Annotated in this window: 20 protein-coding genes; 11 read left to right on the forward strand and 9 right to left on the reverse strand. The window is 74.3% G+C overall.

From position 1 onward, the window contains the following. The first annotated feature begins 45 nt into the window (after window positions 1–45). Entirely contained in the window at window positions 46–276 is a 231-nt protein-coding gene (locus ACIRF9_RS01595) for a chaplin (RefSeq protein ID WP_403814635.1), read from the forward strand. A gap of 107 nt (window positions 277–383) precedes the next feature. Further along, window positions 384–1,145, forward strand: coding sequence for a hypothetical protein (locus ACIRF9_RS01600; protein ID WP_403814637.1), 762 nt, complete (start codon window positions 384–386; stop codon window positions 1,143–1,145). Between the two features lie 84 nt (window positions 1,146–1,229). On the opposite strand, the gene ACIRF9_RS01605 is transcribed toward ACIRF9_RS01600, so the two are convergent. Continuing rightward, a complete protein-coding gene (locus ACIRF9_RS01605; RefSeq protein ID WP_403814640.1) occupies window positions 1,230–2,516 on the reverse strand; it encodes an ATP-grasp domain-containing protein in 1,287 nt (428 codons plus the stop codon). 171 nt (window positions 2,517–2,687) lie between these two features. On the opposite strand from ACIRF9_RS01605, the gene ACIRF9_RS01610 reads away from it, so the two are divergent. Beyond that, window positions 2,688–4,112, forward strand: coding sequence for a glycoside hydrolase family 26 protein (locus ACIRF9_RS01610; protein WP_403814643.1), 1,425 nt, complete (start codon window positions 2,688–2,690; stop codon window positions 4,110–4,112). A 28-nt stretch (window positions 4,113–4,140) separates the two neighbouring features. Here the strand turns inward: ACIRF9_RS01610 and ACIRF9_RS01615 are convergent, their stop codons facing one another. From ACIRF9_RS01615 to ACIRF9_RS01650, 8 genes are read right to left on the reverse strand one after another with little or no spacing between them, the layout of a single operon-like run. Continuing rightward, window positions 4,141–5,259: a GNAT family N-acetyltransferase gene (locus ACIRF9_RS01615; RefSeq protein WP_403814646.1), complete on the reverse strand. Its 1,119-nt coding sequence runs from the start codon at window positions 5,257–5,259 to the stop codon at window positions 4,141–4,143. Then, window positions 5,256–5,900 (reverse strand): lipopolysaccharide biosynthesis protein, encoded by a 645-nt coding sequence (locus ACIRF9_RS01620; protein ID WP_403814649.1) that lies wholly within the window; start codon window positions 5,898–5,900, stop codon window positions 5,256–5,258. Before ACIRF9_RS01620 ends, ACIRF9_RS01615 begins: the two co-directional genes overlap by 4 nt. Next, window positions 5,897–7,087 carry a glycosyltransferase gene (locus ACIRF9_RS01625; protein ID WP_403814651.1) on the reverse strand — a complete coding sequence of 397 codons (1,191 nt, stop codon included), beginning with the start codon at window positions 7,085–7,087 and terminating at the stop codon, window positions 5,897–5,899. Before ACIRF9_RS01625 ends, ACIRF9_RS01620 begins: the two co-directional genes overlap by 4 nt. Next, window positions 7,084–7,815, reverse strand: coding sequence for a polysaccharide deacetylase family protein (locus tag ACIRF9_RS01630; protein WP_403814653.1), 732 nt, complete (start codon window positions 7,813–7,815; stop codon window positions 7,084–7,086). The genes ACIRF9_RS01625 and ACIRF9_RS01630 overlap by 4 nt, the downstream gene beginning before the upstream one ends. Further along, the gene (gene murJ / locus ACIRF9_RS01635) at window positions 7,802–9,913 is read right to left on the reverse strand and encodes a murein biosynthesis integral membrane protein MurJ (RefSeq protein WP_403814656.1); all 2,112 of its coding nucleotides are present in this window, start codon (window positions 9,911–9,913) and stop codon (window positions 7,802–7,804) included. The genes ACIRF9_RS01630 and murJ overlap by 14 nt, the downstream gene beginning before the upstream one ends. 56 nt (window positions 9,914–9,969) lie before the next feature. Further along, entirely contained in the window at window positions 9,970–11,340 is a 1,371-nt protein-coding gene (locus ACIRF9_RS01640) for an O-antigen ligase family protein (protein ID WP_403814658.1), read from the reverse strand. Window positions 11,341–11,348: 8 nt separating this feature from the next. Next, window positions 11,349–12,779, reverse strand: coding sequence for an exopolysaccharide biosynthesis polyprenyl glycosylphosphotransferase (locus tag ACIRF9_RS01645; RefSeq protein ID WP_403814660.1), 1,431 nt, complete (start codon window positions 12,777–12,779; stop codon window positions 11,349–11,351). Then, window positions 12,776–13,951, reverse strand: a complete 1,176-nt coding sequence (locus ACIRF9_RS01650; RefSeq protein WP_403814662.1) for a glycosyltransferase — start codon at window positions 13,949–13,951, stop codon at window positions 12,776–12,778. Before ACIRF9_RS01650 ends, ACIRF9_RS01645 begins: the two co-directional genes overlap by 4 nt. 450 nt (window positions 13,952–14,401) lie before the next feature. On the opposite strand from ACIRF9_RS01650, the gene ACIRF9_RS01655 reads away from it, so the two are divergent. The 8 genes from ACIRF9_RS01655 (at window position 14,402) to ACIRF9_RS01690 (ending at window position 19,284) form a co-directional block, all read left to right on the forward strand. Next, window positions 14,402–14,641: a chaplin gene (locus tag ACIRF9_RS01655; RefSeq protein WP_403814664.1), complete on the forward strand. Its 240-nt coding sequence runs from the start codon at window positions 14,402–14,404 to the stop codon at window positions 14,639–14,641. Between the two features lie 169 nt (window positions 14,642–14,810). Then, entirely contained in the window at window positions 14,811–15,476 is a 666-nt protein-coding gene (locus tag ACIRF9_RS01660; RefSeq protein WP_403814665.1) for a hypothetical protein, read from the forward strand. A 129-nt stretch (window positions 15,477–15,605) separates the two neighbouring features. Then, window positions 15,606–15,896: a hypothetical protein gene (locus ACIRF9_RS01665; protein ID WP_403814667.1), complete on the forward strand. Its 291-nt coding sequence runs from the start codon at window positions 15,606–15,608 to the stop codon at window positions 15,894–15,896. A gap of 180 nt (window positions 15,897–16,076) precedes the next feature. Then, window positions 16,077–16,580: a DUF5949 family protein gene (locus ACIRF9_RS01670; RefSeq protein ID WP_403814669.1), complete on the forward strand. Its 504-nt coding sequence runs from the start codon at window positions 16,077–16,079 to the stop codon at window positions 16,578–16,580. Window positions 16,581–16,585: 5 nt separating this feature from the next. After that, window positions 16,586–17,194, forward strand: a complete 609-nt coding sequence (locus ACIRF9_RS01675; RefSeq protein ID WP_403814671.1) for a vitamin K epoxide reductase family protein — start codon at window positions 16,586–16,588, stop codon at window positions 17,192–17,194. A 113-nt stretch (window positions 17,195–17,307) separates the two neighbouring features. Beyond that, the gene (locus ACIRF9_RS01680) at window positions 17,308–17,826 is read left to right on the forward strand and encodes a hypothetical protein (RefSeq protein ID WP_403814674.1); all 519 of its coding nucleotides are present in this window, start codon (window positions 17,308–17,310) and stop codon (window positions 17,824–17,826) included. A 134-nt stretch (window positions 17,827–17,960) separates the two neighbouring features. Next, window positions 17,961–18,434 (forward strand): tyrosinase cofactor, encoded by a 474-nt coding sequence (locus ACIRF9_RS01685; protein ID WP_403814677.1) that lies wholly within the window; start codon window positions 17,961–17,963, stop codon window positions 18,432–18,434. Continuing rightward, window positions 18,418–19,284 carry a tyrosinase family protein gene (locus ACIRF9_RS01690; RefSeq protein ID WP_403814680.1) on the forward strand — a complete coding sequence of 289 codons (867 nt, stop codon included), beginning with the start codon at window positions 18,418–18,420 and terminating at the stop codon, window positions 19,282–19,284. The genes ACIRF9_RS01685 and ACIRF9_RS01690 overlap by 17 nt, the downstream gene beginning before the upstream one ends. Window positions 19,285–19,306: the final 22 nt, after the last annotated feature.

A 19,306-nucleotide genomic window follows, 5' to 3' on the forward strand; every position in this document is an offset into this window, starting at 1 on the left:
CCTGCGGGCCGTCAACGAGGCATGGCCGCATAGAAGGGAAATTTTATGAAGAAGAGTGCTGCTGTCGTCGCGGGAGTGATTCTCGCCCTGGGCGGTGCCGCCGCTCCGGCCTTCGCCGACGCCGAGGCCAACGGTTTCACCGTCAATTCCGGTGGCTTCCTGTCCGGCAACGTGGTCCAGGTCGTCAACCACATGCCGATCAACTTCTGCGGCAACTCGACCGGTGCGTTCTCGGTGCTGAACCCGACCTTCGGCAACGTCTGCTTCAACCACTGACGACACGTCACTCCAGCCGTACGGCTGGCCTGAGGCCGGCCCTGGGACAGCTTTCGCGTGTTCCGGGGCCGGCTTTTCCCACTTCTTCAAGCAGGAAGACAACGAGAGTGCGACAGACCCTGAGCAAGGGAATGGTCGCGGCCGCCGCCGCGACCAGCCTCCTGTACCTGTGCGGTGGCGCCGCCGTCGCCGACACGCAGGACAACGGGACGGCCACGAGTTCGCCGTCGGCGGTGTCGAGCACCACCGACGCGAACGACACGGTCAAGGAGACGAGCCACCCCCACGGCACGTCGTCGTACGGCGACGAGGACTCCGGCTACGGGGGCCATGGCGACCACGACCACGGGAAGCCGGATCACGGAAAGCCGGACTACGAGAAGCCGGATCACGGAAAGCCGGACTACGAGAAGCCGGATCACGGAAAGCCGGATCACGGGAAGCCCGACTACAACAAGCCCGACCACGACAAGGGCTACGGCCACGACGAGGGCCCCGATCACGGCAACGGCAACAGCCACGGGGACGACGACTCCAGCCACGGCACGCATCCGCCGCACACCACCCCGCCGCCCCACACGAAGCCCCCGCACACCAAGCCCCCGCACGGGACCAAGCCCCCGCACACGAAGCCTCCGCACACCAAGCCGCCGCACACCAAGCCCCCGCACACGACTCCGCCGTCGCACACGAACCCGCCCCACACCCACCCCCCGTACCACGCCCCTTCGCACACCAAGCCGTCTCACAAGCCGCAGCTGTCCCACACCGGCAGTGAGGCCATGCTGGCCGCTTCCGGCGTCAGTGCCGCGCTGATCGCGGGCGGCGCCATCCTGTACCGGCGAGGCCGCACCGCGTCCCGTCGGTGATCGCGCCGGGTGCCGGACGTCCTCGCCCGGCACCCGCGCCCAGCCGTCCGCGTACCGCCAGGGGCACCCTCCGTGCCGTACGCCTCAGCGGCTGCCCGCCCTCTCGTCGTCGGTCTGTTCCGCCGCGGGGGCCGGTGAGGGCGAGGGGATCCGGCGGATCGTGCCGTCCGGCCGCGGCGCCGGCGCGGCCGGACGGGGCAGCCGGTCCCGCAGGCGCCGGGTGACATGAGCGCACCACAGGCGCCGCATCGCACGCCCCGGGGCGGGGTCGTCACCCGCGTACCAGGCCAGTTCACGCCCCTGCGGGGCCGGGCGCAGCGCGGCGAGCGGCGCGTAGTTCTCCACCACGAACGTCCGCCCCGGCAGCGGCACCCCGGTCGGCAGCGGACGGTGGGTCAGGTCCAGGTGCTGCGCCCGTACGACGTCCAGCCCGCCGCCGTCGGCGAAGAGCCGGAACTGGGCGCCGGGGCGCGGGTTGAAGTCGAGCAGGTGGTACGCGCCCGTGGCCCCGCAGCGACGGAAGTCGAGATCGAGGATGCCCCGGTAGCCGAGGGTGTCGACGAGCCGTTCGGCGAGCTCGCGGACCTGCGGGTTCCCGGTCCACTCGCCCACCGCCGTCAGCCCGGCGCCGCGCGGCCAGGCGCACAGCTTGCGGCCCGGGCCGCCGCCGTGCAGCGCGCCGCAGCGGTCGGCGTAGCCGTGGAAGAACCAGTCGCGGTCGGGGCCCGGCGGCAGGAACGCCTGGAGCAGCAGCCGGCTGCCGGCCTCCTCGGTGCGCAGGTACAGCTCGCGCGCGTCGTGGGCGGAGCGTACGACGACCGTGCTGCGCAGTCCGGTGCCGGCCGACAGCAGCCAGGGCCTGCTCCACTTCGCCACCAGCGGCAGCCCGAGCCGGCCGACGGCGGAGGCGGCCTCCGTGGCGCTGTCGGGGATCACCGTCTCGGGGTGCGGCACGTCCGCCGCCGCGCACAGCCCGGCCAGTTCCGCCTTGTCGGCGACCCGCTCGGGCACCGCGCCGGGCTGCTGCGGCAGCAGATAGGCGGGCGCCAGTTCCTCGCGCAGTCTGCCCACCGCGACCGCTCCCGCGTCGTCCATCGGGATCAGCACGGCGGGCCGTTCGATCCGGGTGGCCACCCGCAGCAGCACGGCGGCGATGTCGGCGGGCGTGGCGCCGGGCGGCGGCGGGGGATGCAGCTGGCGTACGAAACGCGACCTGCTGACGGGGCTTCCCGTCGAGTCGGCGACCACGTGCACATCGATTCCGGCGCGGCCGAGCGAGCGCACCGCGCCCAGCGTTCCGTGGTGAAAGGGGTTCCGGTCGATCCGCAGCAGTACGGCGGGGACGCGGGTGTCGAGTGGCGACTCGGGCATGTGTTTTCTCTCCCGTGCTTCGTTTCGGGTCACCGGTATGGGTGAGCGGGGGAACTCGGACGCCGTAACGGCGGTGGCGGCGCTCCTTTTCGTATGACTCTCATATGACTACGTGTCAGTAATGCGCATGCATCCCCCGTGACACCGTGAGAGCGAAGAAAGGAGCAGGCAATGGCTCCACAGCAGCGACGCGTCCGGTTCCGGCGGTCGGCCGTCGTCGTCGCCACGGCGGCGGCCGCGGTGTCGGTGGTACTGGCATCCGGACCCGGACTCGCCATCGCCTCGCCCGACCCGGTGCCGAGCGCGATGCCGACGCAGACACCCGGCACCCTGCCCCCGCAGGGACCCGGCACGCCGCCCCCGCAGGGACCCGGTGCCGGACCAAGTGCGCCGCCCGCGCAGACGCCCGCACCGGCCTCGTCCCCTGCCGCCGCCCCTACGGCTGACCCTGCCGTCCCCGTCGTCCCTGCCTCCGCGATTCCGGCCCAGGCCACCTCCGACGCCACGACTCCCGAGCCGCCCGCCCCCACCTCCGCGCCCTCCGACGCACCCACCCCCGCCTTCGGCGCCTACCTCGACTACGGGGCTCGCGGCGTGGCCCGGATCGCCCGGCTCAGCGAGTGGCTGGGCGGGGCCGAGCTGCGGGTCGGGCACACCTACCTGCCGGGTGACCAGTGGCGGAACATCGAGGGCCCGCCCGGCTTCCTCGACGTATGGGCGGACTGGCGTCGGCAGCAGGACGACCGGCTGCTCGTCCTCAACGTGCCCATGATGGAGCGCAACGAGGAAGGCGTGTCCGACCCCGAGGTGCGCGACCTGCTCCAGCGGGGCGCGGCCGGGGAGTTCGACCACCACTTCCGCGCCCTCGCCGAGCGGCTGGTCTCGCTGCGGGTGCCGGACACGGTGATCGTGCTCGGCTGGGAGATGAACGGCACCACGTACACCCACCGCTGCGGGCCCGACCCGCAGTCCTGGAAGACGTACTGGAACCGGATCGTCACCACCATGCGCGCGGTGCCGGGCCAGCGGTTCCGGTTCGACTTCACGCCCACCCGGGGCAAGGACGCCGTGCCGTGGACGGAGTGCTACCCCGGGGACGACACGGTCGACATCATCGGCATGGACGCCTACGACCAGCCGTCCGGTCTGTCCTTCGAGCAGCAGGTGACGGAGCCCCTCGGACTGCAGGAGCACATCGACTTCGCGAAGGCCCACGGCAAGCCCGTCTCGTACCCGGAGTGGGGACTCTTCCGCAACGGCGACAACGCGGAGTACATGCGGGGCATGCTCGACTGGATGGACCGGCACAAGCCGCTCTACAACACGCTGACCGACTACTGCCCGCACGGGGTGTGGCAGTGCCGGAGGAACCCGCGGGCGTCCGAGGTCTACCGCTCGCTGCTGTCCGACCGCACGGACGACCGGGGCCCGCTGCAGACGACCCCGGCGTCCTCCGTGTCGTCGGCCGGCTTCCCGGCCGGCACGGCCCCGTGGCTTCCGGCCGACTGCTGGTCGATCGCTCTCGGCGACTGGCTCGAGAGCCGGCTCGGCGGCAGGCCGTGTCTGCGCCTCGACCGGTGGTCGCGGGGCCGGTGAGCCCGGGCGCGCGGGCGGCGGGACCGCCTCAGGTCCCGCCGCCACCGGCACGCTCCTTCCGCTGCTCCCAGCGCAGCAGCAGTTCCTTGCCCCGCCGCCGTGCGGCCACGTCGCAGACGACCGCCGACAGCAGCGGGGCGGTACGCCGCCGGGCCAGCAACAGCCGCTGGTTGACGACCGGTTCGGGCCGCCAGTGCAGCTTGTACGGCTCGTTGCCGCGCAGCAGGCTCAGCGCCGCCCGCCCGCCCTCCCGGGTGTGCTCGGCGCAGGCGTCGAGCAGCATCACCGCGACGTCCGCCTTGCGCTCCCGCAGCCGCGGATGTGCGCCGTAGAGATAGCCGCCCGCCAGCCGGCGCGACAGCAGGGTCAGGTCGACGGCCACCACGTCGTCGTCCAGCCGGAACTCGGTGACCACCGCGTCCCCGGAGCGCACCATCGGCCCGACCGAGCGCACCAGGTGCTCGCAGAAGCGCGGCCGCAGATGCTCGCCCGTGACCTTGCGCCCCTGCCACTGCAGCCGGTGCAGCTCCAGGAGCCGGTGCAGCGCCGCGTCCACCTCGTCGGGCCGTACCGCCTGACGTTCCACGCCCAGCGCGGTCAGCTTGCGCAGCTTGGCGCGGACCCGCTGCTGGGCCTTCGCCGACGGCAGCCGCGCGACCAGCTCGTCCATCGGGACGGCCGGCAGCTCCAGGCACACCGAGTCGCCCACCCGCCGGCGCGGACCGCGCCAGTGCTCGAAGACCTGCTCGACCGCGCCGCCCGGCCGCACTTCACGGAAGTCGATCAGCGCGCTGCGGGCGGCCGCCGCGAGGCCCTCGGTCAGCGCGCCGACGGCCCGCTCGCCGTGGGCGTCGTCGACGAGGACGTCACCGTAGTCGGAGATCGCCCCGCCCAACGGGACCAGTGAGGGCACCGGCCGGCGTACGGCCATCAGCGGGGCGACGGCGACGAGTTCGACGCCGTCGCGGACCAGGAGCAGACGCAGCCGGCCGTGTCTGCCGTAGGACAGCCACCACGAGTGCAGCCAGGCGTGGGTCTGGAACGGGGTGGCCGTGGCGCACCGCTGGTAGAGGCGGTCCCAGGCGGGGGCGAGGCCGGCGAAGGCCTGCTCGTCGGTGACGAGTTCCGTGCTGTAGGGCGGTTTCACAGTGCTCCATGGAGGTCCGCGGCGAGGGCCTGACCCGGTACGGCGGCCGTGACGCCCGACGTCTCGCGGTCCCGCCTCGGCCGCACCAGCAGCACCAGCCCGCCGAGCAGCCCGCCCGCGCTCGCTCCCACCAGGGCGGTCAGCGTCGGGGACGCCGAGGACGGGTCGGTGGGGCGGACCGCGCGGGCGAACTGCTGGAGTTCCACGTTGGTGGTCTTGCGGGTGTTCTTCGCGTGCTCGGTCAGCGAGAGGGAGACCGCGTTGGCCATGTCGGCGGCCAGGTCGGCGCTCGATGCGGTGGCCGTGATCGAGACCATCGGGGCGTCCGGCGAGGTCGCCGTCCGCACACTGCGCTGGAGCGTGCGCACCGGCACGCCCGCCGCCCCCTGGGCGTCCCCGAGCACCGCGAGCTGCGTCGCGACCCGCCCGTAGGCCTGGGCGAAGCCCAGCGCGGACGCGGGGTCGGACTTCTCGGTGGGGACGGCGACGACGTAGGCGGTGGCCGTGTACGCGGGCGGCTGGAAGGCGCCGTACGCGCCGCCGAGGAGGCCGCCGACGACGGCCCCGGCGGCCAGCAGGGACCAGGGCGGGAGCGTCCTGGCGCGGCGCAGGGCGGCGGGACGGCGGGGGTGCTCGGTCATGGGGAACTGACTCCCTGGGGTGTCGGGGAAGGGGAAGCGGAAGGGGAGGAAGCCGCGCGGGAAGCGGCGGACGGCAGGGGGCGTCCGGAGACGGCCGTCGCGTACACGTCCATGAGCCGCTCCGCGCTGCGGGCGATGTCGTAGTGCCGGGCCGCGTCGGGCGCGGTGCGCGGGCCGGGGGGCGCGCCGCGGGCCTCGGTGAGCGCGCGGACGAACGCCCCGGTCCCGCCGGTCACCCGGCGGGCGCCGGGCGTGGGCAGGCCTTCGAGCGCGGGGCAGGAGGAGTAGAGGACGGGCAGCCCGCACGCCAGCGCCTCCACCACCGCCAGACCGAAGGTCTCCTCGGGGGACGGGGAGGCGAGCACGTCCATCGCGCAGACGAGGGACGGCAGGTCGGGGCCGGGGGTGCCGTCGGGGTCGCAGGGGCGTTCGCCGGTGAGCAGGACGCGGTCCGCGACCCCCGCCTCCCGGGCGGTGCGCCGCAGCGCGTCCTCCTCGGCGCCGCCCCCGACCAGCAACAGCCGGCAGTCGTCCGGGAGTTCGGCGAGCGCGCGGACGACGACGTCGAAGCGTTTGGCCGCGGCGAGGCGGCCGATGCCGCCGATGACGTACGCGTCCTGCGGGAGGCCCAGCTGCCGCCGGGTGCGCCGGCGGGAGGCCGGGTCGAAGCGGAAGCGGGCCAGGTCGATGCCGTTGGGCACGACCTCGATCCGGGGCGCCGGGACGCCCCAGGCGCGCAGCCGGTCGGCGACCGCGGGGGACACGGCGACCGTGGCGCGGCCCAGCCGCTCACTGGCGAGATAGAGCGCGCGGACCCCGGCGGACAGCGGGCGGCCCTCCAACTGCGTTCCGCCCAGGGAGTGTTCGGTGGCGACGATCGCCCGCACCCCGGCGAGGCGCGCGGCGGGGCGGCCGTAGACACAGGCGCGGTAGAGGTGGGTGTGGACCAGGTCGTAGCCGCCGGCGCGGATGGTCCGTGCCAGGCGGGGGAGCGCGGCCAGGTCGCGGTTGCCGCGCATGCCGAGGTCGGTGACCCGGACGCCGTCGGCCCGCAGCCCGTCGGCCACCGCGCCGGGGTTCGTCAGCGTCACGACCTCGCAGGTGACCGGCAGATGCCGCAGCAGCAGCCGCAGTTGCTGCTCGGCGCCGCCCACGCCGAGCCCCGTGATGATGTGCAGGACCCTCACCGCGTCCCCTCGACGGGACGGCGGCGCAGCGCGTGCAGCCGGTACTTCAGGAAGAGGCGCGCGGAGGTGTCGTTCTGGCCGACGTGGGCGCGGGGGAAGGCGTGCGGGCCGGTGAGCGGGCCGGGGTCGATCGCGCAGGCGTAGGCGTATCCGGTGTCCCGTACGGCGTCCACGGCCCGCTGGTCGATCGTCCCGTAGGGGTAGCAGAAGCCGGCGGGCGGCGCGCCCAGCAGCTCGGCGAGGGCGGCGCGGCTGTCGGCGGTCTCCGCCTTCAGGGCGAGGTCGTCGGCGCGGGTGAGGTCGACGTGGGTGAGGCCGTGCGAGCCGATCTCGACTCCCTCGGCGGCGGCCTGCCGGATGCCGTCGGCGGTGAGCAGCGGCTTGCGCGGGCCGAGCGGGTCCCAGGCGTTGTCGCCGCCGAGCCGGCCGGGCAGCACGAACAGGGTGGCCGTGCAGCCGTGGCGCCGCAGCACGGGCAGGGCGGCGGTGAGGAAGTCGGCGTACCCGTCGTCGAAGGTGAGGCCGACGAGACCCCTGGGGGTGGGCGCGGCGAGCAGTTCGGCCATGGAGACGCCCCTGAGGCCCCTGCGGGTCAGCCAGGCCAGCTGCCGGTCCAGCCGCTCGGGTGTGACCGTGATGCGGTACGGGTCGTCGGTGCAGTCGGCCACGGAGTGGTACATCGCCACCCAGGGGACGGAGCTGCGTCTGGTGGTGTCAGGAGCGGCCATGGGAGAGCCTTCGGATCGCGGAACGTACGGAACGGAGTGCGCGGGCGACGCCCTGGACGTCCAGGGCCCAGCCCAGCAGGACGAAGACGGCGGTCACGGTGAGCCCGCCGGCGACGAGCCCGGAGAGGGTGCCGGTGCATCGGCCGGCGACGAGGAGTCCGGCCAGGGTGGCGGCCAGGGCCGCCCGTACGGGGCGGCTGAGTTCGAGCAGCACGCCCCAGGTGTGGAGCGGGACGCTGCGGGGGCCGGTCCCGGCCAGCAGGACCAGGGCGGTGAGGGTGATGCCGGCCGCGTTGGCGGCGGCGATCCCGTACACCCCCCAGGGGCCGACGGTCAGTGCGCCGAGGCAGGACGTCACCACGATCCCGGTGGCCATCGCGCCCACCGGGAACCAGCGGCCGCGGCCCCCCGAGAAGTAGGAGCGGACGAGGACGCCCGTCAGGGTCTGGCCGAGCAGCCCCAGCGCGTATACCCGCATCACACCGGCCGTCGCCGCCGTGTCCCGCGCGGTGAACGCGCCTCGCTGGAAGAGGAGTTCGATGATCTGCGGGGCGCAGGCCACCACAGCGGCGGTGCCGAGCAGCACGATGCACGCGGCCAGCGACAGATCCCGCTCCACCCGGGTCCGGGCCCGCTCGGTGTCCCCCTCGGCCAGCGCCCGCGCGACCACCGGGAAGGTGACCGTGCACACCATCACCGACAGGATCATCGGCATCTGCGCGACCTTCTGCGCGTAGTTGAGGTGCGAGATCGCCCCGGCGGGCAGGTTCGACGCCAGGAACCGCTCGATGAGCACCTGCGACTGCCGGCACAGCGCGAACAGCAGCACGGTCACCAGGAGCGCGGTGTCGAGCGGCCGGGGCTCCTCACCGGCCTCCTCCGCGGACGCCGTGCGCTTGCGCAACTGCCGCAACAGGGACGGCAGTTGTACGAGGACCATCAGGCACCCGCCGACCGCCACCCCGGCCGCCGCCGACCGCACCCCCCACGGCCCGCCGAGCACGAACATCCCGGTGATGATGCCGACGTTGTACGCCACGTAGATCGCCGCGGGCGCCGTGAACCGCCGGTGCGCGCGCAGGGCGGCGCTGCAGTACCCGGCCAGCCCGAAGCTCACCACGCAGGTGGCGGTGAGCCGGGTGCAGTCGACGGCGAGCTCCGGGTCGGGCAGACCGGGCGCGAGGACGCCGACCAGCTGGGGGGCGATGCCGGCGAGCAGGGCGCCGATCGCGACGAACGCCAGCGACAGCCGCGGGAGCGTCCCGGCGACCAGGGCGCGGACGGGATCGCCCGCGGCGCCCTGGGAGCGGCGGGCCAGCGCCATGCTGAACGCCGGGATCAGCGCGAACGCCAGCCCGTCCTCGATGAGCAGCGTGGCCGCGAACTCCGGCACGGTCCACGCGACGAGGAAGGCGTCCGTGTCGCTGCCCGCCCCGAACAGCCGGGCCAGCGCCTGGTCGCGCACCAGCCCGAGCAGCGACCCGGCGACGGACAGCGCGGCGGTGACGAGCGCGGCCTTGGCGAGGAAACCCCGCGAGGCCGGGGGGAGCTCGGCGGAGTCCCCGTGGGGGTCGGCGGATTCCCCGTGGAGGGCGACGGGCTGCCCGTGGGGGTCGGCGGATTCCCCGTGGGGGTCGGCGGGCTGCCCGTGGGGGTCGGCGGAGTCCCCGTGGGGGTCGGCGGGCTGCCCGTGGGGGTCGGCGGAGTCCCCGTGGGGGTCGACGGGCTGCCCGTGGGGGTCGGCGGAGTCCCCGTGGGGGTCGGCGGAGTCCCCGTGCGGGCCGACGGGCTCCCCGTGGGGGTCGGCGGACTCGCCGTGGGGGTCGGCGGAGTCCCCGTGGGGGTCGGCGGAGTCCCCGTGCGGGCCGACGGAGTCCCCGTGGGGGCCGACGGGCTCCCCGTGCGGGCCGACGGAGTCCCCGTGGGGGCCGACGGGCTCCCCGTGGGGGTCGGCGGACTCGCCGTGGGGGCCGACGGAGTCCCCGTGGGGGTCGGCGGAGTCCCCGTGGGGGTCGGCGGAGTCCCCGTGGGGGTCGGCGGAGTCCCCGTGGGGACCGACCTCCTCCCCGGACGGCACGGCGGCCCGAGCCGACGGCACGGACCCGTCGTCCTCGCCACGGGGCGTCCGTCGGGACGTCCGGGAAGGCATCAACCTCATCGCGCGCAGGCCTCCCCGGCGTCCGGGGCCTGCCGTGCCTCCCCGACCCCCTCTCCTCCGACCAGCGCCCACCAGGCCCCCAGGCCGAGGACGACGGCGGTCAGGACGGTGGAGGGGCCGCCGATGTCGGCGTACACGAAGTCGGTGAGCTGCCAGACGAGCAGTCCGCAGGCGACGAGGGCGCAGTCGAGACCGGTGCCGGACCGGCGGACCCGGAACAGGCCCCGCAGTGCGCACACGAGCAGCGCCAGCCAGCCGCCCGCGAGGGCGAGCAGCCCCAGCAGGCCCTGCTCGCTCAGGATCAGCAGATACATGTTGTGCGGGGAGAGCAGCGGCTGCCGGACGAAGCCGGAGCCCGCGCCGTCGGTGTCGCTGCCGGAGGACAGGGCGAGCGAGGCGTGCGCGTCGCGGTGCTCGGGGAAACCCTTCAGCCCGACGCCGGTCAGCGGCTGTTCGCGCCACATGCCGACCGCGGCCGCCCACATCGTGTACCGGTCGGTGACCGACTGGTCCGGGGCGTCCGTGACCTGCGTGATGCTGCTGATCCGCTCCTGGAGCATCGCCGAGCCGACGCCGAAGCCGCCGACCAGGACCACTCCGGCCGCGACCGCCACCGCGCCCGCCTTCAGCGCCCGCCGCAGCCCGCCCAGGACGAGCTGGACCACGCAGGTGACCGCGGTCGCGATCCAGGCACCCCGGCTGAAGGACAGCGCCAGCGGGACGAGGAGGGCGAACGCGGCCAGGGCGGCGACTGTCCGCTGCCGTACCGAGGTCCGGCCGAGGGCCAGCCCCACCGCGCAGACCAGACCGAAGGACACGACCGTCGCCATGCCCATCACGTCCTGCGGCCCGAAGGTCCCGACCGCGCGGATCATCTCGCCCTGGTAGGAGGCGCCCGTCCCGGTGACGTACTGGTGGACGCCGACCGCGCCCTGCCAGCCCGCCAGCCCCACGAACGACCAGGCCAGCACCCGCAGATCGCGGCGGCCTCGGACCAGCAGCAGCACGGCGGCCGGGACCAGCACGAACACCTGGAGGTAGCGGCCGAGCCCGGTCAGTCCCTCCCCCGGCGAGGACGCCCCCGCGGCGGCGAGCGCGAGCCCCGCGACCGGCAGGCCCAGGACGACGGCGGCCCTGCGGGACAGGGGGCGCCGCCGCTGCCGTACCAGCCGGACCGCGCAGAACAGGACGACGAGCGCGGAGAGCGCGTCGGCCGGTCCGGCGCCGCCCTCGCCGCCCGGGGAGACGGGCAGGGCCAGCAGGGCGACCACGGCGACGACCGGCAGCACCGGCGACAGGGCCCGGGCGCGGGACAGCGGCACGGGCGGGGCCGGTGCGGGTGCCGGTGGGGACGGGGCGAGGGTCATCGGTCGGTTCAGCTCCCGGTCGGTCGCACGAGGGCGGCCGCGGTGCGCAGCAGGATGCACACGTCCTGCCACAGCGACCAGTTGTCGATGTACGCGTTGTCGAAGCGGGCCCGGTCCTCGATCGAGGTGTCCCCGCGCAGCCCCTGCACCTGGGCGAGCCCGGTGATGCCGACACGCATCCGGTGGCGGGCCGCGTAGCCGGGATGGGCCTGGCTGAACTGGCCGACGAAGAAGGGGCGTTCGGGACGCGGCCCGACCAGGCTCATGTCGCCCCTGAGGACGTTCCACAGCTGGAGCAGCTCGTCCAGCGAACTCCGGCGCAGAAAGCGGCAGAAGGGGTTCATCCGCACCTCGCCGGCCACGCTCCAGCGGGTCGCGGACTCGTGCTCGTCGACCGGGCGGTGGGTGCGGAACTTCAGCAGGGTGAACGGGCGCCCGTCCTTGCCGATGCGCTCCTGGCGGAACACGACCCCCGGCCCCTCGGTGAGCCGCAGCACCACCGCGCACCCCAGCAGCAGCGGGCTGATCAGGAGCAGCAGGGCCCCGGAGACGGTGATGTCGAGCAGCCGCTTGCCGACATCGTCCCGGTGCCCGGGCCCCACGTGCAGACGCCGGCAGGCGAACCCGGCGAGCTGCTCCCGGCTGGTGTACGAGGGCGAGTCGGCGTCGACCTCCCACACCGTGCAGCCCGACGCGGCCAGCGCCCGCAGCAGCGGCCCCTGCTGGGAGCGGACGGCGGGATGCACGCACAGGACCTCCCGGACGCCGTTCTGGATGAGGGCCCGCTGCACCTCCTGGCCGGTGGTCAGCACGGGCAGCCCGTCGGTGTCGTCCGGCCGCTCGGCGACCACGCCCACCGGCTCCACCCCGCAGCGCGGGTGGCGCAGCACGGCGGCGGCGACCCGCTGGGCGGTCGCGGCGGGCCCGATGACGAGCGCGGCGCGCGGACGGCGGGCCAGCGCGCGGCGGCGGCGCAGATGGACCAGCGCCCGCCCGGCGCAGGCGACCAGGGTCTGCGCGGCGAAGCCGGTCAGCAGAGTGCGCGCCGGCAGGGCGTGCGCCGGGTGCCAGGCCGCGGCGAGCGCGCCGAGCGCCAGCCAGGCCACCGCGATGCGGCCGCAGACGGTGGGCAGTTCGTCCAGCACGCCCGTCACCGCCCGCTCCCCCCGGGCACGCACCGCTAAGGTCAGCGCCGCCAGCACGGCCACCAGCGCCGGGTGGCGGCCCACCGCGAGCAGCGCCGCCGCGCCCGCGATCGCGGCGAGGCCGTCGGCGAGCAGCAGCAGCGGCGGCGAGGCCGGCCGGGCCGGGGGACGCCGGGCGGGGAACCGGAAGCCCGTGCCGCCGCTCTCCCGCTGGGTGATGACCGAGCGGGGCGGGTAACCGGGCTGCGCGCCGGGGGAGGTGACGGTGCTTTCCGCAGTACTTTCCGCAGTCACGGGTGGATGGACTCCCTGGACTCGGTGGGCACGACCCGGGGCGCGGGCACCTGGCGGAGCAGTTCGCGGTACACGTCCGCGACCGCCGCGGCCGTGCGCCGCACGTCGTGCGTGGACAGGACGTAACGGCGCCCCTGCTCGCCGAGCGAGGCCCGCAGCGGAGCGTCGGACAGCAGACCGGCGACGGCCCCCGCCAGCTCCGCCGGATCGCCGGCGGGCACCAGACAGTGGGGCGCGAGCGCGTCCGGCAGGCTCTCCCGGGCGCCGTCCACCTCGGTCACCACCACCGGCCGCCCGCAGGCCAGCGCCTCCAGCGGGGCGAGCGCCATGCCCTCCCAGCGCGAGGGCAGCACCACCAGGTCGGCGGCCCGGTACCAGGGGACGGTGTCGTCGACGGCACCCGCGAAGAGCACCGACTCCGGCGCCCCGGCGCGCAGCCGCTCCCCGTCCGGCCCGTCCCCGACCAGGACCAGCCGCGCCCCGGGCACCTCGCGTACGACGTCCGCCCACGCCTCGAGCAGCACGTCCTGCCCCTTCTGCGGGCACAGCCGCCCCACGCACACCACCAGGAGGGCGGCCGGGTCGAGATCCGGGAGGAGGGCCTGCCGTACGGGGCCGGCGGGGGCGGGACGGAACCGCTCGGTGTCGATGCCGTTGGGGACGACGCGCCACCGGCCGGAGATCCCGGCGCCCAGCCCGGTCGCGCGCTCCGCCTCGCTCACGCAGACCACCCGCGTGGCCCAGCGCGCCCCGAACCGCTCCCACCCGAGGGCGAGCGCGGCGGTGGCCCCGCCGACCGCCTCGAAGGACCAGGCGTGCGGCTGGAACACGGTCGGGATCCGCCCCCGCACCGCGAGCCGCCCGGCCAGCCCGGCCTTCGCGCTGTGGGCGTGCACCAGTGCGGGGTGTGTCTCGTCGATCACGCGTGCGAGGCGTCGTACCTCACCCGCGAGTGAGGGGCCCGGGGACCGGCTCGCCTCCCACCGCCGTACGTCCGCGCCCAGGGAGCGCAGCTCGTCGGCGAGGGCGCTGCCGGGGCAGGCCACGGTGACATGCAGCCCGGCCGCGAGCTGGGCCCGCGCCAGATCGGTGACGACCCGGGCGACACCGCCGTCCACGGGCTGGGTGAGATGCAGGACCCGGGTTCCGACGTCGGGTTCTGGCTGGTGCATCGCGCGGTTTCCTCGCTCACGGTGGCGCTCGGGACGGGCGGGAACGCGCTGACCTCTTCGTCCGTGTGTCGACGGCGACGAAGAGCGCCCCGGCCCACGCCGCGTCCCGGTGGGAAACGAGCCGGAACCTCGCCTGGTCACCACCCGGCCGCAAACCCGCGCCGAGATCGAACGTGTCCCCGTCCTGGCCAGGGCCGTCGCTGTGCGCCGGGACACGCGCCGCCGGAGCCGCCCCGGCCCGCTGATCACGGAGTTCAACACATCGTCAGATGGGCAGACCGGGTCGGTAAGCGCCGAGGTGGGCGCGGGGTGGCCGGGGCTCGGTCGATCGCCTGAGCGAATCAGTTCACTCTTTTGGCGGCACAACCCCCGGCGGCGCAGCGCGTTGACACAGCGCCGGGCATCCCCGCCCGGGTGTTTGTGTCAAAACCCCCCAAGGAGCACCTCTCCATGTCGCGTATCGCGAAGGGCCTGGTCCTGACCTCCGTTGCCGCCGCGGCCGTCGCCGGCGCCTCCGGCATCGCCGCCGCCGACAGCGGCGCGAGCGGGATCGCCGAGCACTCCCCGGGCGTGCTGTCCGGCAACGTCGTCCAGGCCCCGATCCACGTGCCGATCAACATCTGCGGCAACACCCTCAACGGGCTCGCCCTGCTGAACCCGGCGTTCGGCAACACCTGCGTCAACAGCTGACGTCACGCCACGTCCTCGTCGAACGGCCGCCCTCCCGCCAGGAGAGCGGCCGTTCGGCTTGCATGCGGCATTTCCTCGAATGACTTACGGAAAGTGACCACCTGTTGCGGAGCGCGATCACTCCTTTCACGGTGGGCTCAAGACCCGATGTACATCGAAAGGAACGCCCATGCGTGATCTGCCCGTACGGCGTATCGCTTCCACCGCTCTCGGCGCCACCCTCCTCCTCGGTGTCGCCGCTCCCGCCGCCGCCGCGGCCGACGCGGTTCATGAGCGCAGCGCCGCGGCGTCCCGTGCGCCCGTCCCCGGCGTGGACGCGCTGCTCGCCCAGATCAAGGGTCTGTCCGGTCCGGGAACCGTGCTCACGCCGGTCACCGATCTCCTCGACACCGCCCTCGAGGCCGACGACGGCGAGCTCACCGCCGAACAGGCGACCCAGCTCGGCGACGCCGTGGAAGCGGCCATCGCCGAGATCACCGCGACGACTCCGGTGCCGGTCCCGTCGCTGCCCACCGACCCGGAGACGGAGGCGCTCGAGACGGTGCAGGACGCGGTGGCCGAGCTGCTCGCGGCCGCCGCCTCCGGCAACGCGACCAGCATCGTGACGACGGCCACGGGCCTCGCGACCGGTCTGGTCGGCCTGGTCGTCGCCACCCTGAACGCCGCGGGCCTGCCGCTGCCGAACCTGCCGAACCTGCCGAACCTGCCGAGCGTGCCCGGCCCGCCGCTGTCGGCGTCCGAAGCGCCGGTCTCGGCGTCCTCGCTCCCGGCCACACCGTCGCTCCCGGACTCACCTCCGGCGCCGCAGGCCGCGAACCTGCTCCCGGCCCCCTGACGGTCGGGGTGCGGAAACTTTCCGTGCACGGGTTTCCGCATCCGAAGGGGATCGTTGTACACGGCGTCACAGCCCCCGAAATCCCCTGGGCATCCCCGGGAACCCCCGGAAATCCCTGAAAGGAACCCGATGAAGTCCCTGAAGGCCGCCGCCGTCGTCGCCGGGTCCGTCGCCCTCGCCGGAGCCGCCGCGCCCGCGTTCGCCTACGACACCGCGGACCTCACCCCCACCAGCCTCAACGGCGCCGTGAACACGCTCGCCAAGGGGGACATCACCGCGCGGGACGCGATGCCGCTGCAGCAGCAGTCGCACGCCCTCGACACCGAGAACGAGGACTCCGTGCTCAGCGCCGTCCAGGGCGCGGCCGACTCGCTCAACCAGCACAGTGGGCTCCTCGGCGGGCTGCCCCTGCACCGCTGACGCGCCCCTTCCGGAGGGCCGGTTCCGCACGGGACGGGACCGGCCCTCGGCGCTGCGCGGGACCGGTGTCCGGCGCTGTGCGGGCCGCGTTCCCTCGTTCGTGTGGAGCGCCGTCGAGACGTCCCCCGGTCGGGTGAGAACGTGCCCGGACGCCCGTAGGGGCGCCGATAGGGTCGCGCGGTGACCTCAACCCCAAGCACAACCCGCCCCTTCAGCGTGGCCGAGTTGGGCACCCTCGTCGTGATGCCGTGGAGCGGCGAGGCCCCCGACGGCAGCGACATGCCCTACCTGCTCGCCTACTCCCTCGGCGACGCCCCGAACGGCGGTGCCGAGACGACCGCCGCCGCCATCGAGCGCCTGCTCGCCGACAACGGCCTGCCCGTCGGCGGCGACCTCGTCGACGGCACGGAACGGCCCAGCCTGCCGGTCACCCTGCTCGTCACGGCAGGCGCGGCCGTCCTGACCATGCCGATGCTCAACGCCCAGTGCGTGCCCCCGCCCGAGTGGCTCGCCGCCGTGGAGAACCGCGGCTACGCCTACCTCGTCTTCACCACCCGCCCGTGGCCCGAGGCCGTCCCCGGCAAGGCCGTGGAGCCCGAGGCACTCGCCGCGTTCGCGGGCGACGAGGAGACCCTCACCGCGGCGGCGCACGTCGTCCTGCCCGCCCGCGGCCTGCGCGCCTGACGCCCGTGCGGAGGGCAGCCGACCCGGGGTCCGGCACGGCGGCGGGCGGCAGCCGCCCCTTCGCCCTGCTGCTCGTCCTCACCGGCGCGGCCGGGCTGCTGGCCTCCTGGGTCATCACCCTCGACAAGTTCAAGCTGCTGGAGGACCCCGGCTTCACCCCGGGCTGCAGCCTGAACCCCGTGCTGTCCTGCGGCGACATCATGAAGAGCGACCAGGCCTCGGCGTTCGGGTTCCCCAACCCGATGCTGGGCCTGGTGGCCTACGGCATCGTCGTCTGCGTCGGCATGAGCCTGCTGGCCGGCGCCGCCTTCCCCCGCTGGTACTGGCTCACCTTCACCGCCGGCTGCCTCTTCGGCATCGGGTTCGTGTCCTGGCTGCAGTTCGAGTCCCTGTACCGGATCAACGCGCTGTGCCTGTGGTGCTGTCTGGCGTGGATCGCCACGACCGTGCTGTTCTGGTACGTCGTCTCCTTCGACGTACGCCATGGATTCCTGCCCGCACCCGCCGCCGCGCGTACGTTCTTCGCGGAATTCACCTGGGTCCTGCCCCTGCTGCAACTCGGCGTCGTGGGCATGCTGATCCTGACCCGCTGGTGGGATTTCTGGACGAGCTGATGAAGCCATGACTACGGCGGCCGGGCGAATTGTGAACTGGTCGCGTTTTCCGGCTCGTTACCCGGTACGGACGCACAGCCCCCAGAACTCCTCCGAAAGGGCCCGTACCCGAGATGAAGTCGACCACCCGAGGAACCCTCGCCGCCGTGCTGACGTGTGTGGCGGCCGCCGCAGGAGCCGCGGCCGCGACCCCCGCCGCGGCGATCGGCACGGTCCCCGTCCCCGTCCCGCTCAACGGCGTCGAGAACTCCCTCGGCATGGAACTGCCCGAGGTCGGCGGCGAGATCCCCCTGCCCTCGTCCGGCTCGCCCGAGGGCCCGCGCCATGTCGAGGGCCGTCTCCTCCCGGAGCGGGCCGTCCCGCGACTCCCCGTCGCCGCCGGCCTGCCCGGCGCCGGCCTGCGGGCACCCCTGCCGGAGGTGCTCGGCGACGGCTTCGACCACGTCGGCCTCGACGCCCCCGCCTCCGACGTGCTCACCCTCGGCCCCGGCGCGGCCCTGGACGCCCCGCTCACCCCGCCCAACCCCGACAACTTCGGCCTGCCGGACCCGAAGCTGCCCCAGGCGGGCGTGCTCACACCGATGCTGCAGGCGGTCCCGGGCGCGAACCTCGGCCTGGGCCCGGGCCGGTAGCCGTCGGCGAGGACTCCAGGAAGAGCAACGGGCCCGGACATCCGTCCGGGCCCGTCCGTGTGCTTCGTGGTGACCAGGCGGGCCGCCGGGCGGTTACCGCTAAGGACACACCGCACTCGTACGAGGAGCACACCATGGTCGTCACCGTCGACGGAGTACCCGTACCCGCGAGGAAGTCGGGACCCGCGAGAGCCAGTACACGACGCGATGCGCTGCGCGGGCTGCTCGGCGTCGCCGCCGGCCTCGCGCTCGTCCCGGTCGTCGCCGCGTCCTGGCCGCCGGACCCGCAGGACGACTCGACCGGCACCGGATTCGACGAGATGTACCGCGGCCGGCGCATCCAGGGCGTCCTCACCCCCCTCGGCCGTTCCGTCGCCGACGGCGCCCAGTGGGAGGTCACGGTCGACGGCCGCCCGCTGCACCTGATGCGCCGGGCCGACGGCACCTGGCTGAGCATGATCGACCACTACCGCTCGTACCGCACCCCGCTGGAGGCGGCCCGCGCCGCCGTGGACGAGCTCGGCCCGGGGGAGAGCCTGCGCGAGAACGACCCGGCGGACGGCGGCCACCTGCGCGACATGGGGGGCCGGCATGGTCTATACGCGTAAGGACGTCAGCACACTGACCGCCGGCGAGCGACGGCGGTTCGTGAAGGCGATGCTGGAGATCAAACGGCGGGGCGAGTACGACGAGTTCGTACGCAGGCACATCGACTACTACGTCTCCGACGGCGAGGGCGGCCTGCGTACGGCCCACATGGCGCCCTCCTTCCTGGCCTGGCACCGGCAGTTCCTGCTGGACCTGGAGAAGGCGCTGCGCCGGGTCGACTCCTCGGTGACCGTGCCGTACTGGGACTGGACGCGCGACCGCGGTACGACCTCCGCGCCCTGGACCAAGGACCTCCTCGGCGGCACCGGCCGCAGCTCCGACCGCCAGGTCACCACCGGGCCGTTCGCCTACGCCACCGGCAACTGGACCCTGAAGGAGAACATCACGGACGGCGTGTTCCTCACCCGGGACCTCGGCCGCTCCGCCAACCCCATCGAACTGCCCACCACGACCGAACTGGAGTGGGCCCTGCGGGACCCGGTCTACGACACCGAGCCCTGGGACTCGACGGTCACCGAGGGATTCCGCAACAAGCTGGAGGGATGGGGGACCGGGCGGGGCAGCGCCTCCTGGCGCAACCACAACCGGGTGCACCGGTGGGTCGGTGGGGAGATGCTGGGCGGCGCCTCCGTCAACGACCCCGTCTTCTGGCTGCACCACGCCTTCGTCGACCTGGTGTGGAGCCGCTGGCAGGCCCGTCACCCCACCCACCGCTATCTGCCCGCCGAACCCCCCGGGTCGGACAGCCGGCAGTACCGCCGGGTCGTCGCCCGCCACGAGAAACTGCCCCCGTGGGACGTGACACCGGACCAGCTGGAGGACGTGTCCCGCATCTACCGGTACGCGTGACCGGTTCCAGGACAGGGGGAGA

It is taken from the genome of Streptomyces sp. NPDC096132 (assembly GCF_044763345.1).
Classification (GTDB): domain Bacteria; phylum Actinomycetota; class Actinomycetes; order Streptomycetales; family Streptomycetaceae; genus Streptomyces.

Excerpts from the sequence above, each read along its gene's own strand:
- ACIRF9_RS01680 (WP_403814674.1), top strand. The coding sequence starts at position 17,308 with ATGAAGTCGACCACCCGAGGAACCCTCGCCGCCGTGCTGACGTGTGTG.
- ACIRF9_RS01630 (WP_403814653.1), bottom strand. The coding sequence starts at position 7,815 with ATGGCCGCTCCTGACACCACCAGACGCAGCTCCGTCCCCTGGGTGGCG.
- ACIRF9_RS01610 (WP_403814643.1), top strand. The coding sequence starts at position 2,688 with ATGGCTCCACAGCAGCGACGCGTCCGGTTCCGGCGGTCGGCCGTCGTC.
- ACIRF9_RS01655 (WP_403814664.1), top strand. The coding sequence starts at position 14,402 with ATGTCGCGTATCGCGAAGGGCCTGGTCCTGACCTCCGTTGCCGCCGCG.
- ACIRF9_RS01685 (WP_403814677.1), top strand. The coding sequence starts at position 17,961 with ATGGTCGTCACCGTCGACGGAGTACCCGTACCCGCGAGGAAGTCGGGA.
- ACIRF9_RS01595 (WP_403814635.1), top strand. The coding sequence starts at position 46 with ATGAAGAAGAGTGCTGCTGTCGTCGCGGGAGTGATTCTCGCCCTGGGC.
- ACIRF9_RS01640 (WP_403814658.1), bottom strand. The coding sequence starts at position 11,340 with ATGACCCTCGCCCCGTCCCCACCGGCACCCGCACCGGCCCCGCCCGTG.
- ACIRF9_RS01620 (WP_403814649.1), bottom strand. The coding sequence starts at position 5,900 with ATGACCGAGCACCCCCGCCGTCCCGCCGCCCTGCGCCGCGCCAGGACG.
- ACIRF9_RS01665 (WP_403814667.1), top strand. The coding sequence starts at position 15,606 with ATGAAGTCCCTGAAGGCCGCCGCCGTCGTCGCCGGGTCCGTCGCCCTC.
- ACIRF9_RS01605 (WP_403814640.1), bottom strand. The coding sequence starts at position 2,516 with ATGCCCGAGTCGCCACTCGACACCCGCGTCCCCGCCGTACTGCTGCGG.
- ACIRF9_RS01660 (WP_403814665.1), top strand. The coding sequence starts at position 14,811 with ATGCGTGATCTGCCCGTACGGCGTATCGCTTCCACCGCTCTCGGCGCC.
- ACIRF9_RS01690 (WP_403814680.1), top strand. The coding sequence starts at position 18,418 with ATGGTCTATACGCGTAAGGACGTCAGCACACTGACCGCCGGCGAGCGA.
- ACIRF9_RS01650 (WP_403814662.1), bottom strand. The coding sequence starts at position 13,951 with ATGCACCAGCCAGAACCCGACGTCGGAACCCGGGTCCTGCATCTCACC.